Annotated in this window: 13 protein-coding genes and 1 riboswitch; of the genes, 5 read left to right on the top strand and 8 right to left on the bottom strand. The window is 69.4% G+C overall.

What is annotated here, in order from left to right; all coding sequences use genetic code 11:
* The 3 genes from uvrC to uvrA all read right to left on the bottom strand — a co-directional run.
* Positions 1-1,007: excinuclease ABC subunit UvrC (gene uvrC, locus PV363_RS10180; RefSeq protein WP_301022267.1), on the bottom strand; the 1,007-nt coding region annotated here is incomplete at its 3' end.
* Positions 1,008-1,055: 48 nt separating this feature from the next.
* On the bottom strand, positions 1,056-1,520 hold the full coding sequence (locus PV363_RS10185; protein ID WP_220341559.1) for a Rieske (2Fe-2S) protein: 465 nt from the start codon (positions 1,518-1,520) through the stop codon (positions 1,056-1,058).
* A gap of 98 nt (positions 1,521-1,618) precedes the next feature.
* Positions 1,619-4,759, bottom strand: a complete 3,141-nt coding sequence (gene uvrA, locus PV363_RS10190) for an excinuclease ABC subunit UvrA (RefSeq protein WP_301022268.1) — start codon at positions 4,757-4,759, stop codon at positions 1,619-1,621.
* 161 nt (positions 4,760-4,920) lie between these two features.
* Here uvrA and PV363_RS10195 point away from each other — a divergent pair, with 161 nt between their 5' ends.
* Together PV363_RS10195 and PV363_RS10200 are read left to right on the top strand one after the other, a co-directional pair.
* Complete coding sequence (locus tag PV363_RS10195) at positions 4,921-5,619, top strand: maleylpyruvate isomerase family mycothiol-dependent enzyme (RefSeq protein WP_220345020.1); 699 nt, start codon at positions 4,921-4,923, stop codon at positions 5,617-5,619.
* Positions 5,620-5,650: 31 nt separating this feature from the next.
* Entirely contained in the window at positions 5,651-6,304 is a 654-nt protein-coding gene (locus PV363_RS10200) for an MBL fold metallo-hydrolase (RefSeq protein WP_301022269.1), read from the top strand.
* 4 nt (positions 6,305-6,308) lie between these two features.
* Here PV363_RS10200 and PV363_RS10205 read toward each other — a convergent pair whose 3' ends face one another.
* Complete coding sequence (locus PV363_RS10205; protein WP_301022270.1) at positions 6,309-6,743, bottom strand: hypothetical protein; 435 nt, start codon at positions 6,741-6,743, stop codon at positions 6,309-6,311.
* 137 nt (positions 6,744-6,880) lie between these two features.
* Between PV363_RS10205 and PV363_RS10210 the strand changes: the two genes are divergently transcribed.
* Positions 6,881-7,789, top strand: a complete 909-nt coding sequence (locus PV363_RS10210) for a LysR family transcriptional regulator (RefSeq protein WP_220345016.1) — start codon at positions 6,881-6,883, stop codon at positions 7,787-7,789.
* 10 nt (positions 7,790-7,799) lie between these two features.
* Here the strand turns inward: PV363_RS10210 and PV363_RS10215 are convergent, their stop codons facing one another.
* Entirely contained in the window at positions 7,800-8,000 is a 201-nt protein-coding gene (locus PV363_RS10215; protein WP_220341551.1) for a hypothetical protein, read from the bottom strand.
* Between the two features lie 190 nt (positions 8,001-8,190).
* On the opposite strand from PV363_RS10215, the gene PV363_RS10220 reads away from it, so the two are divergent.
* Positions 8,191-9,618, top strand: coding sequence for an APC family permease (locus PV363_RS10220; RefSeq protein ID WP_301022271.1), 1,428 nt, complete (start codon positions 8,191-8,193; stop codon positions 9,616-9,618).
* 31 nt (positions 9,619-9,649) lie between these two features.
* Here the strand turns inward: PV363_RS10220 and PV363_RS10225 are convergent, their stop codons facing one another.
* Positions 9,650-10,111: a transglycosylase family protein gene (locus PV363_RS10225; RefSeq protein WP_301022272.1), complete on the bottom strand. Its 462-nt coding sequence runs from the start codon at positions 10,109-10,111 to the stop codon at positions 9,650-9,652.
* Positions 10,112-10,275, bottom strand: a riboswitch (cyclic di-AMP (ydaO/yuaA leader).
* Between the two features lie 147 nt (positions 10,276-10,422).
* Positions 10,423-11,436, bottom strand: coding sequence for a TerC family protein (locus PV363_RS10230; RefSeq protein WP_220341548.1), 1,014 nt, complete (start codon positions 11,434-11,436; stop codon positions 10,423-10,425).
* Positions 11,437-11,646: 210 nt separating this feature from the next.
* Between PV363_RS10230 and PV363_RS10235 the strand changes: the two genes are divergently transcribed.
* Positions 11,647-12,714: a hypothetical protein gene (locus PV363_RS10235; RefSeq protein WP_220341547.1), complete on the top strand. Its 1,068-nt coding sequence runs from the start codon at positions 11,647-11,649 to the stop codon at positions 12,712-12,714.
* 36 nt (positions 12,715-12,750) lie between these two features.
* Here the strand turns inward: PV363_RS10235 and PV363_RS10240 are convergent.
* Positions 12,751-13,033: UvrB/UvrC motif-containing protein (locus tag PV363_RS10240; protein WP_301022273.1), on the bottom strand; the 283-nt coding region annotated here is incomplete at its 5' end.

Consider the following 13,033-nt stretch of genomic DNA (forward strand, 5'->3'; position numbering starts at 1 on the left):
CAGTCCGCGACCGCGGCGGCGTCCTCGGGCAGTGTCGGGACGAGGACCTCGCGCGGGATCGCCTCGGCCTGCTCGCCGTCGTACAGCTTCATCATCGCTCGCTCGACCATCTCTCCCGTGCCCGCGTCGTCGGTCTTGTCCGCCACCCAGCCACGCTGACCGCGGACCCGTCCACCACGGACGGAGAAGATCTGCACCCCGACCTCGAGCGGGTCGTCGGCGAGGGCGATCACGTCGGCGTCGGTCCCGTCACCGAGCACGACGGCGTTCTTGTCGAGGGCCTTGCGCAGCGCGTTGATGTCGTCACGGAGGCGAGCCGCCCGCTCGTACTCCTGCTCACCGGCGGCTGCCCGCATGTCTCGCTCGAGCCGCTTGATGTAGGTCGTCGTGTTGCCGGCCAGGAACGAGCAGAAGTCGTCGACGATCTCGCGGTGCTCCTCGGGGCTGACCCGACCGACGCACGGCGCCGAGCACTTGCCGATGTAGCCCAGGAGGCAGGGCCGTCCGATCTGCTCGGACCGCTTGAAGACGCCGTTGGTGCACGAGCGCATCGGGAAGACCCGCAGGAGCAGGTCGACGGTCTCGCGGATCGCCCACGCGTGGCTGTAGGGGCCGAAGTAGCGCACGCCCTTGCGCTTGGCACCCCGCCCGACCATCACCCGGGGGAACTCCTCGTCGAGCGTCACGGCCAACCACGGATAGGACTTGTCGTCGCGATATTTGACGTTGAACCGCGGGTCGTACTCCTTGATCCACGTGTATTCGAGCTGGAGTGCCTCCACCTCGTTGGAGACGACCGTCCACTCGACGCTCGACGCGGTCGTCACCATCTGCTGGGTGCGCGGGTGGAGGTGAGCGATGTCCTGGAAGTAGGAGGAGAGCCTCGACCGCAGCGACTTGGCCTTGCCGACGTAGACGACCTGCCGGTTGTCGTCGCGGAACCGGTAGACGCCCGGCGCATCGGGGATGGATCCCGGTGCGGGACGGTACGTCGCTGGATCGGCCACAGACAAAGCGTACGAGGCGGCGCCGACACCGGCCGCGGGGCCGGGAGGTCAGGCGAGGAAGAGCGTGTCGCCCTCGACGCGGACCTCGCGGGCCTCGAGCGGCTTCTTGGCGGGGCCCCGCTCCACCGACCCGTCCTCGATCGAGAACTCGCTCCCGTGGCACGGGCACACCATCAGGTCGTCGTCGATCTTGCTCACCGCGCAGCCCTGGTGGGTGCAGACGGAGGAGAAGGCCTTGAACTCGCCCTCGGTCGGCTGCGTGACAAGGACGTTCTCGCCCTCGAAGAAGCGTGCGCTGCCCACCGGGACCTCGCTGGTCGCGCCGAGCTCGGTGCCACCCGCAGAGCCTCCACCGGTCGTCGCGCCACCGGCGGGCGGAGCGCTGGTCGTGCTGGAGCCGGACGGCGCATCCTCGCCCCCGCACGCGGCCAGAAGACCACCAGTCACGGCGACACCTCCCAGGACGCCCACTCCCTGGATCACGGTGCGTCGCTTCATCGTGCCCTCGCTCATCGGTCGGTCCCTTCGTCGGACGTCGTCGTGTCGGTAGAACGTTCAACGGTCTGCCCCCCTCGATGGTGCCCGCTGCTGCACGGGCGTACGGCGAACCGTCAGGAGGTCTTCTTGGCCGCCGTCTTCTTGGCTGCGGCCTTCTTGGCGACCGTCTTCTTCGCCGCGGACTTCTTCGCCGCGGGCTTCTTCACTGTCGACTTCTTGGCCGCTGACTTCGTGGTCGGGGCCCCCTCGGCGGCGGTCTCCAGCGCGGCGGCGCGCGCCGCCGCACGCTTCTCGGCGGCCGACGCCTTCGCGGACGCGGTCCGGCCCGATCCCATACGGATCCGGCCGGGCGTCACGTCGAGCGCCGGCTGGAGGGACGGCTGCTTCGCCTCACGGCCCTCGAGGAGCGGCTTGAGGAAGTGGCCGGTGTAGCTGTCCGGGTGCGCGGCGATGTCCTCCGGCGTGCCCTCCGCGACCAGCGTCCCTCCTCGGTTGCCACCGTCGGGGCCCATGTCGATCAACCAGTCGGCCGTCTTGATGACGTCGAGGTTGTGCTCGATGACGATCACGGAGTTGCCCTGGTCGACGAGCCGGCCCAGGACGCCGAGCAGCTTGCGAATGTCCTCGAAGTGCAGACCGGTGGTCGGCTCGTCCAAGACGTACAGCGTGCGGCCGGTCTGGCGCTTCTGGAGCTCGGCGGCGAGCTTGACGCGCTGCGCCTCGCCACCGGACAGCGTCGGCGCGGGCTGACCGAGGCGGACGTAGCCGAGGCCCACGTCCACCAGCGTGTTGAGGTGGCGTGCGATCGCCGGGATCGCCTGGAAGAACTCCTTGGCCTCCTCGATCGGCATGTCGAGGACCTCGGCGACGGTCTTGCTCTTGTAGTGCACCTCGAGCGTCTCGCGGTTGTAGCGCGCCCCGTGGCAGACCTCGCACGGCACGTAGACGTCGGGCAGGAAGTTCATCTCGATCTTGATCGTGCCGTCACCCGAACACGCCTCGCACCGGCCGCCCTTGACGTTGAACGAGAAGCGTCCCTGCTGGTAGCCCCTCACCTTCGCCTCGGGCGTCGCGGCGAAGAGCTTGCGCACGTGGTCCCAGACGCCCGTGTAGGTCGCCGGGTTGGATCGCGGCGTCCGGCCGATCGGCGACTGGTCGACGTGGATGATCTTGTCGACCTGCTCGACGCCGGTGATGTCCTTGTGGCGTCCTGGAAGGGTGCGCGCGTTGTGGATCGTCCGGGCGAGAGATGTGTAGAGGATGTCGTTGACCAGCGTCGACTTGCCCGAGCCGGACACGCCCGTCACGGCGACGAGCTGCCCGAGCGGGAACGTGACGTCGATGCCCTTGAGATTGTGCTCGCGCGCGCCTCGCACCACGAGCTCGTGACCCTCGCGTCGCGGGCGGCGCTCGGCCGGTACGGAGATCTCACGACGACCGGAGAGGTAGGCACCGGTGATCGACTCCTCCGACGCGTACAGCTCCTCGACAGGGCCGGAGACGATCACCTGCCCACCGTGCTCCCCCGCACCGGGACCGATGTCGACGGCCCAGTCGGACGCCCGGATCGTGTCCTCGTCGTGCTCGACCACGATCAGCGTGTTGCCGAGGTCACGCAGGCGCACCAGCGTCTCGATGAGGCGGTGGTTGTCACGCTGGTGAAGGCCGATCGACGGCTCGTCGAGGACGTACAGGACGCCGACCAGACCGGCGCCGATCTGGGTCGCCAGACGGATGCGCTGCGCCTCGCCGCCCGACAGCGACCCCGCCGCGCGGTCCAGGCTCAGGTAGTCGAGGCCGACGTCGAGCAGGAACCGCAGGCGCTCGTGGATCTCCTTGAGGACGTGCTGGCCGATCTGGCTCTCACGCTCGGACATCTCGAGGTCGCTGAGATATCGGGCGGCCTCCTCGATCGACAGCGCGGACACCTCGGCGATGTTCTTCTCGCCCTGTGTGGCCGAGGCGACGGTGACCCCCAGGATCACAGGCTTGAGCCGCGTGCCACCGCAGGTCGGGCAGGGCACCTCGCGCATGTAATCCTCGAAGCGCTCCCGCGTGGTGTCGGACTCGGCCTCGGCGTGCCGACGCACGACGTACGGGATGACACCCTCGAAGGAGCTCCAGTACGAGCGCTCGCGCCCGTACCGGTTGCGGTAGTGGACGTGGACCTGCGTCGGGTGTCCCTCGAGCAGCGCCTTGCGGGCTTCTGCCGGCAGCTCCTCGAAGGGAGTGGAGGTCGTGAAGTCGAGCTCCTCGGCCAACGCGTCGATCAGACGGCCGAAGTAGTCGGCGACGTGCGCGGCCGACCACGGAGCGATGGCCCCGTCGTCGAGCGACAGCGAGGGGTCCGGGACCACCAGCTCAGGATCGACCTCCATCCGGGTGCCGAGGCCGGAGCACTCGGGGCACGCGCCGAACGGGGCGTTGAAGGAGAAAGAGCGCGGCTCGAGCTCATCGACGGCGAGGGGGTGCTCGTTGGGGCAGGCCAGCTTTTCGGAGAAGCGGCGCACGCGGCCCGGATCGTCGTCGGGCAGGTCGACGAAGTCGAGCAGGAGGAGCCCGTCGGCGAGGTTGAGCGCGGTCTCGACGGAGTCGGTGATGCGCTGCTGCGAGGTCGGCTTGACGACGAGGCGGTCGACGACGACCTCGATGTGGTGCTTCTTCTGCTTGGCCAGGGCCGGCGGGTCGTCGGCGAGGCTACGGACCTCGCCGTCGACGCGCACCCGGCTGTAGCCCTGCGACTGAAGCTGGCGGAACAGGTCGAGGTATTCGCCCTTGCGGCCCCTGATGACCGGAGCCAGCACCTGGAAGCGGGTGCCCTCCTCGAGCGCCATGATGCGGTCGACGATCTGCTGCGGGGTCTGCTTGGTGATCGCCTCGCCGCACACGGGGCAGTGCGGGTGCCCGATCCGCGCGTACAGCAGACGGAGGTAGTCGTACACCTCGGTGATCGTGCCGACGGTGGACCGCGGGTTGCGCGAGGTGGACTTCTGGTCGATGGAGACCGCCGGCGACAGGCCCTCGATGAAGTCCACGTCGGGCTTGTCCATCTGGCCGAGGAACTGACGCGCGTACGCGGAGAGGCTCTCGACGTAGCGGCGCTGGCCCTCGGCGAAGATCGTGTCGAACGCCAGCGATGACTTGCCGGAGCCGGACAGGCCGGTGAAGACGATCATCGCGTCCCGCGGGAGGTCGAGGGAGACATCCTTGAGGTTGTGCTCGCGGGCACCGCGAATGAGCAGTCGATCTGCCACCTGATCAGCCTTCCTGGAGGTCGCGCGAGTCGAGGAGAAGGGCGCGGACCAGCGCCCGGGCAGCACTCGACCCACGCTTGCAATCGTACCGGCGGGTCCTGACAGGAATGCTTGACGGAATCGGCTGACCAGTCACCGGCCAGGCCTGGCATGGTGATCCCATGGCGACCCCCCACGACGTGATGGACCTGGTGGACTCCCGCACGCGAGACCTCCTGCTCGCGCTCGGCGCACTCGAGGACGCCGACATGCGGGCGCCCAGCCTCCTCCCCGGATGGACCCGCGGCCACGTCGTCACCCACCTGGCCCGCAACGCCGACGCGCTCGTCAACCTGCTCACGTGGGCACGGACCGGGGAGGAGACGCCCATGTACGGCTCCCCCGCCGCTCGTGACGCCGACATCGAGGCCGGCGCCCACCGCGACGCCGACGCGCTCCTGGACGACCTCACGGAGGCGTCGGTGAGATGGATCACCACGGCGCGGCAGCTCCCGGAGGAGGCGTGGGGCCGCACGGTCGTCGCGCGGGGCGGCAAGGAGGTCCCCGGCTCGTGGGTGCCCATGCTCCGGGCGGGTGAGGTGATCGTCCACCACTACGACCTCGACCTCGGCTACACGCCCGAGAAGTGGCCGCAAGGGTGGGTCTCCCTCGCGCTGCACGACGCCACCCGCGGTCTGAGCGACCGCGCTGGGGAGCTGCTCGCCCTGCGGTCGACCGACTCCGGCTTCGGGGTCGGCGACGGCGGTGGGCGTACGGTGTCGGGCACGCAGTCCGACCTCCTCGCGTGGGTGACCCGTGGGATCGTCGGTCCGTCCCTGACCACCGCCGGCGACCTGCCCGAGCTCGGACCGTGGCGTTGAGCCGGCGCCGTACCCGCACCGTGGAGGAACGATGACGTACACCGGCAAGGTCACCGTCGGCGGGACGCCGCACGTCCGCGAGCTCGCCGACCTCATCATCACCAAGGTCGCCGTCGGCCCGATGAGCAACAACGCGTACGTCCTGCGCTGCCGTCACACCGACGAGCAGCTGCTCGTGGATGCGGCGAACGACGCCGACACGCTGCTCGAGGTCGTGGGCGAGGCCGGTCTGTCCACGGTCGTGACCACGCACCGGCACGGCGACCACTGGCAGGCACTGGCCGCGGTCGTGGCGGCGACCGGTGCCAGGACCGTCGCCGGTGCCGACGACGCCGAGGAGATCGGCGTCCCCATCGACGTCGTCGTCACCGACGGGGAGGAGATCTCCGTCGGACGGTCACGACTCCAGGTCATCCACCTCGTGGGGCACACGCCGGGCTCGATCGCCCTGCTGTTCGACGATCCCGACGGGATGCCGCACCTGTTCACCGGCGACTCGCTCTTCCCGGGCGGGGTCGGCAAGACCGGCTCGCACGACGACTTCGTGACGCTCCTCGGCGACGTCGAGCACAAGGTGTTCGACCAGCTGCCGGACGAGACGTGGTTCTACCCCGGGCACGGTGACGACTCGACGCTCGGCGCCGAGCGGCCCCACCTGGCCCAGTGGCGCGAACGCGGCTGGTGAGCGGTCAGGCGGCGACGGGCATGCGCTGCGAGGTGAGGACCGTCAGCTCGTCGACGCTCATCTGCAGCGTCGGGTCGCGCTCGTCCCAGACCTCGTCGAGGACGTGCTGCTCGTACGCGGGTGCGGCGGTGACGACCGGAGCCGCGACAGGGCTGACCTCCGCGGTGGCGGCAGGCTGCTGCGTCGCCTGCTTCTTCGCGAAGATCACCCACAGGGCCTGACCGCCGATCACGACCCAGATGAGGTTCGCCGCGGCGGAGGGCCAGATCCCGTTGAACGCCGCGACCGCCCCCATCAGGCCGGCGCCGAGGAGGTTGGCGGACTGGTAGCGCGCCGAGGCGGCGCTCCAGCGACCGCGGCTGACGAGAAGGTACGCGGCAGCGCCCGCGACTGCGCCGAACCACCCGAGGGCGGTGACAAAGTCGGCGAGGGAGAACATGTGCGGCTCCGAGAGATCGTGCGTGGATGAGGGGATGTCGGCGACCGGATGTCTCACTGCGGCGACCCCCTCAGTGTGCGTCGCGCAAGGGTTAAGCACAATCGACCTATCCTTGATGAGCCGTTTAGTATTGCTAAATGGCCTCCATCGATCCCCGCCGTCTCGCGGTTCTCCTCGCCGTCCACCGCTCCGGCGGCATCCTGGCGGCCGCCGACGAGTTGAACGTCACACCGTCGGCGGTGTCGCAGCAGATCGCACGGCTCGAGTCCGAGGAGGGTCTGGACGTCCTGGACCGCGGTCCTCGCGGCGTCACGCTGACCCCCGCCGGCCGCGTCCTCGCCGAGACCGCGGAACGCATCGAGGCGGAGCTGGTCGAAGCCCGCAAGTCGCTCGCGACCCTGAGCGGCGACGTCTCCGGGCGCGTCGCGCTCGGGGCGTTCCAGACGTCCATCCAGGCGATCGTCGGCCCGTCTCTCGGGCAGGTCCGCGAGACCTATCCCGGCATCGAGGTCACCGTCGAGGAGCACGAGCCGGACGACGCCCTCCGCCTGCTCCGGGCCGGCGAGCTCGACCTCGTGCTGGTCGAGCAGGACGAGGAGGCCGTCTCACCGGCGCCGCGCGGGACTCACGACGTGATCCTCCTCGACGAGCCGTGGCGCGCCGTCATCCCCTCCTCGTTCGCCACGCCGACCCAGGCCGCCGACCTCGCGGACGCCCGATGGCTCGGAGCCGAGCCTCAGACGGCCGCGGCACGAGCACTGCAGCGCCTGGCGCGCACGCTGGGAGGGCAGCTGACGATGGTCCACCAGTTCACGAGCTTCGAGACGGCGTACGCCCTGGTGGCCGCCGGGGAGGGCGTGGCCATGGTGGCGGCGCTCGCGCTCCACCAGGACCTTCCCGCCGGCGTCGAGGTGGTCGCGCTCCCGGGACTGGGCTCGCGTCGCGTAATCGCCCGGCACCGGCAGAACCGGCGCGAGCCCGGCCTGGCCGTCTCCGCCGTGGTGGACGCACTGGTGGCTGCGGCGGGGCGGGTGGAGCTCGGCTGAGCCCTACCGGTCACCCGGCGGACGGTCGAGGACCGGCGGGGCGCAGGCGGCTGGCGGACACCCACTGCTCCACCAACGTCCCCTCCCCCTCCTTGCCCGGGACGAACGCCACTCGGGCGACCCAGCCCTGCGACTCGCGACGCCACTCGATCACCAGACCGGGGTAGGCGTCGGACTCGTACCGGCTCAGCGAGACCCAGACGTGCCTCACTCCGCCCCCCTCACGAGGCGGGGCGACGGCACGCTCCTCCTGGCCGTATCGCCTGTTCGCGCCCACGTCGGACAGGATACGCCTCGTTCGAACACGTGTTCGAACCCCTCTCTGTGCGTGGGGGGTTGCGGCCGACGCCACGGCGCACGACAGTGAACCCACGCGCTGCCGGCGTACGAGGAGGAGTGTCATGAGCGACACCGAGCCCGGGTCCACGTCGTCCGATCAGGAGGAGGGCCGGCCGACGGAGCTCAGGCGCTTCCTCACCCCCAGGCTCCTCCTGCTGTTCATCGTCGGTGACATCCTGGGCACCGGCGTCTATGCGCTCACCGGGCAGGTGGCGGCCGAGGTCGGCGGCGCGGCGTGGCTGCCCTTCCTCATCGCCTTCGCCATCGCGACCCTGACCGCGTTCTCGTACCTCGAGCTCGTGACGAAGTATCCCCAGGCCGCCGGTGCGGCGCTCTACACCCACAAGGCGTTCGGGATCCACTTCCTCACGTTCCTCGTGGCGTTCGCGGTGCTCTCGTCCGGGATCACGTCGGCCTCGACCGCGTCGCGTGTCTTCGCGCGCAGCCTCGACCAGGGCTTCGGGCTCGACCTGGACAGCAGCGGCATCCTGATCGTGGCCCTGCTGTTCATGGTCGCGCTCGCACTGGTCAACCTCCGTGGGGTCGCCCACGGGATCATCACCAACGTCGTCCTCACCGTGGTCGAGCTCTCCGGGCTCCTGCTGGTCCTCCTCGTCGGCATCTGGGCGGTCGTCGAGGGAAACGCCGACTTCTCCCGCGTCGTCGCGTTCGACACGCCCGAGGACAAGAACGTCTTCCTCGCTGTCACCACGGCGACGTCGCTGGCGTTCTTCGCGATGGTGGGCTTCGAGGACTCGGTCAACATGGCGGAGGAGACGAAAGACCCCGTCTCGACCTTCCCGCGGATCATGCTGACCGGGTTGTCGATCACGGGACTCATCTACGTTCTCGTCTCGATCACCGCCGTTGCGCTCGTCCCGATCGGCCGGCTCGCCGCGACGGAGACGCCCCTGCTCACCGTCGTCGAGCTCGGCGCCCCCAACCTCCCGATCGACGAGATCTATCCGTTCATCACGATGTTCGCCGTCGCCAACACGGCGCTCATCAACATGCTCATGGCCAGCCGGCTCCTCTACGGCATGGCCAGGCAGCACGTGCTGCCACCGGCGCTGGCCCACGTCGGTCGCCGGCGGCAGACGCCATGGGTCGCGATCCTCTTCACGACCCTCCTAGCCCTGGGGCTCATCACCTACGTGTTCAACGCGAGCGAGGACGCCGTCGCCACCCTCGGCGGCACCACCGCACTCCTCCTGCTCGCGGTCTTCACGATCGTCAACGTCGCGGTGCTGGTGCTGCGCCGCGACCGCGTCGACACCCGCCACTTCGTCGCGCCGACCGTCATCCCGGTGGTCGCCGCCGTCGTCTCGCTCTATCTCGTGACGCCACTGTCGGGTCGTGACACCGAGCAGTACGAAGTTGCGGGACTGCTGCTGGGCCTGGGAGTGGTGCTGTGGGTGATCACCTGGATCATCAACCGCGCGTTCTACGCCGAGCGCACCTACGTGAAGGACCCCGCCGAGCTCGACTGAGCCCGACGGGGTCCGCGGTGAGGCGGGTGGCTCACCAGAACTTCTTGCGCCACCAGCGCGGGAAGTATCCGATGGCGCCCTTCTTGGCGACACGGTCGCTCTTGGCGAAGCCCTGCCACTTCTCACGCTTGTGCTTGCTGGTCAGGCCGAGCTTGCGGGTGCAGGCCGGCCATGCGCCCCACCCTTGCCGCCTGAGGACCTTCTCCGCGACCGCGATCTGCTCGCGGCGCTTGGCCTTGTAGGCGGTCGACGCATACTTCTTGCCGCCGTACGACCGCCAGGTTCCTGGGTTGAACTGCAGACCACCGTGGTAGCCGTTTCCGGTGTTGATGTGCCACCGACCTCCCGCCTCGCACTTGGCGAGGCGCTCCCAGGTCCGGTCCTTGGCCGCACTGGCGGGCGTGCTGGTGAAGACCAGCAGACCGGCGACCAGACCCATGAGGGCGAGCGTGGTGGCGACGCCGCGCTTGGCGACGTGAAGGGCGTTGTTCATGTGTTCCTTCACAACGCCTGCGGGGTTAGCTGTCGGGTTCGGGCCGAAGGTGCCCTGCCGGTCACGGACGAGTCCGCGACCGGGCTTCACCCCAAGGAGCCGTGGCTCCGGAATTGGGTTCCCCACTCCTGTCCGTCATGTTCGTGGTTCGCCGGCCCCCGTTGACCGACCCTCCGGGGTAGGTCTCGCCCGCGGACAGGATTCGGCGTCGAGCAAGACCTCAGTCAGACTAACCCACATAATCCGGACAACAAGCCCAGGCAGTCCGCAAGCCACCTAGAGCGGACTCGCGGACCCCGGGCGGACGACGATCAGCGCGGCGGGACGTCCTCGCGATCGTCGGGCCGCTTGGGCTGCGGCTGGTGGCGGGTCTTCCACAGGCTGGCGGCCGCGGTCAGGGCCAGGACCACGATGATCACCGCGAGGCTCATCAGCGTCGGGATCTCCGGCACGTCGAGGTGCTCGCCGTTGTTGATGAACGGGAGCTCGTTGGTGTGCAACGCGTGGAGGACGAGCTTGACGCCGATGAAGGCGAGGATCACGGACAGGCCGAGCGACAGGTACACCAGACGCTGGAGCAGCCCGCCCAGCAGGAAGTAGAGCTGGCGCAGGCCCATGAGCGCGAAGATGTTCGCCGTCAGGACGAGGTACGGCTCCTTGGTGATGCCGTAGATCGCCGGGATCGAGTCCAGCGCGAACAGCAGGTCGGTGGTGCCCAGGGCCAGGATCACGAGGAACATCGGCGTCAGGAACCGCTTGCCGTCGATGTGCACGGTCATCTTCATGCCGTGGAACTCGTCGGCGACGCTGAAGTGCCGCTCGGCGAACCGCACGACGGCGTTGTCGCCGGCCTCCTCGTCGTCGTGGTTGCGATAGCTCTTGACCAGTCCGTACGCCGTGTAGACGAGGAAGAGGCCGAAGATGTAGAAGACCCAGCTGAAGTTGTTGATCGCCGCGGCACCGAGACCGATGAAGATCCCGCGGAAGATCAGGGCGAGGATGATGCCGATCATCAGCGCCTCTTGCTGATAGACCCGGGGCACCTTGAAGCTCGCCATGATGATGATGAAGATGAACAGGTTGTCCACCGAGAGGCTGTACTCGGTGAGCCATCCGGTGAAGAACTCCAGGCCGTACTGACCGCCGTGGAAGCCCGTCACCCAGATGCCGAACGCGACCGCGAGTCCGACATAGATGGTGAGCGCGACCCCGGCTTCCTTCATCGACGGCTCGTGGGGCCTGCGCGCGATCACGACGACGTCGAACAGGAGCACGGCGACGGTGACGCCGATCGTGATCCACCACTCGAGGGGTGTGACGTTCATACGGTTCGGTTCCTCCGGTCGGATGGGTTGTCTGGCCGGAGGTCTCTTCCGCCGGGCCGGCGCGAGGAGCACCTGACACGGCTCGACCCGCCGGGCCAGCGCGCTGGCCGTGATGACGACGGGTCGACGAAAGGAATACTCCCCTCCCTGCGCCATTGTGCCAGAGGCCGCCCCGGGTGCTCGTGTCGCAGACCTCGCTAGGCTCGCGCCGTGGCAGTGAGACACGTAGGCCTGGTGGGCACGCTGACGAGCCCCGGCGCGAGGCGGGCTCTGCTGCGCCGAGGCACGAGGTCGACCATCCCCGAGGTGCTCGACACCGCCCCTCTCCAGGCTCGCGAGGTCGAGGTGCCGGGACAGGCCGCGGCGTACGGGTTCACCTGGGAGCGCCCGGATGCCGACACCGAGGACTGGTACCCCCAAGGCGTCACCACCTCCGCGGACGCGACCGCCGGGGACGCACCCGGCGGCACCGGAGGGCGCGACGTCGTCGCCGTCAGCTGGTACGCCCACCACCACGCACGACGCAACGGCGCCCGGCTGACCTTCGTCGACCTCGCGACGCTGCGCTACCAGCACGTGCTCCTGGTCAGGGCGCGACGAACCCCCTGGGGCGTCCGTGCGCGGCCCGTCCCGACCCATGCCGGCGGCATCGCCTGGTACGGCCCGTACCTGTACGTGGCCGCGACCCGCGCGGGCATCTACGTCGTGCGGATCGACGACCTGCTCCGCCTGCCCGACGGCGCTCGCGGCGGGCCCTCGAGGCGGCTGGGTTACGAGCTGGTCCTGCCGGTGTTCGCGAAGCTGTCGGCGTGGAGCCGCGACGACGGCAGCCGGCTGCGCTACTCCTTCTTGTCGATCCAGCACGGCAGCCCGGAGGACGGCAGCCCAGCGTCTCTCGTCGTCGGTGAGTACGGCGGGGTCGGAAAGACCCAGCGGCTCTGGCGGTTCCGGCTGGACCCGCGCACGCACCTGCCCGTTCGAGATCCTGACACCGGACGACTGACACCCGACGAGCTCCATCCGGAGCAGGCCGCCAGGATGCAGGGAGCGACCGCCATCGACGGCACGTGGTACGTGACCACGAGCCAGGGCCGGGGCAACAACGGCGACCTGCTCGTCGGCAGACCGGGCGCGTTCCGACGGCACAAGAAGGTGCTCCCGACGGGGTGCGAGGACATCGCCGCGTGGCCGCAGCAGCGGAGGCTGTGGTCGGTGACCGAGTGGCCCGGGATGCGGTGGGTGTACGCCGTCGATGCGGATGCGTGGGAGGGACCGTAGGCCCGCGGGGTGGCGCGGGCCGTCCGGCCTCTCCGATCAGCCGGCGCCGGCGGCCTGCATCTGGCGGAGCTCCTTTTTGAGCTCGCCGATCTCGTCACGCAGTCGTGCCGCCACCTCGAACTGAAGGTCCTCCGCGGCCGCGTGCATCTGGGAGTTGAGTCCTTGGATCAGCTCGGCCAGCTCGGAGGCCGCCATCGACGACGTGTCGACGCGCGTGCCGTCACCGGACGCTCCGACGAGCGGGACCGGTGACTTGCCGCGCGACTGGGCCCGACCCGACCCGACGAGCTGCTCGATGTCCGCGTCCTCGCGAGCGAGC

The organism is Mumia sp., assembly GCF_028803055.1.
Taxonomy (GTDB): Bacteria; Actinomycetota; Actinomycetes; order Propionibacteriales; family Nocardioidaceae; genus Mumia.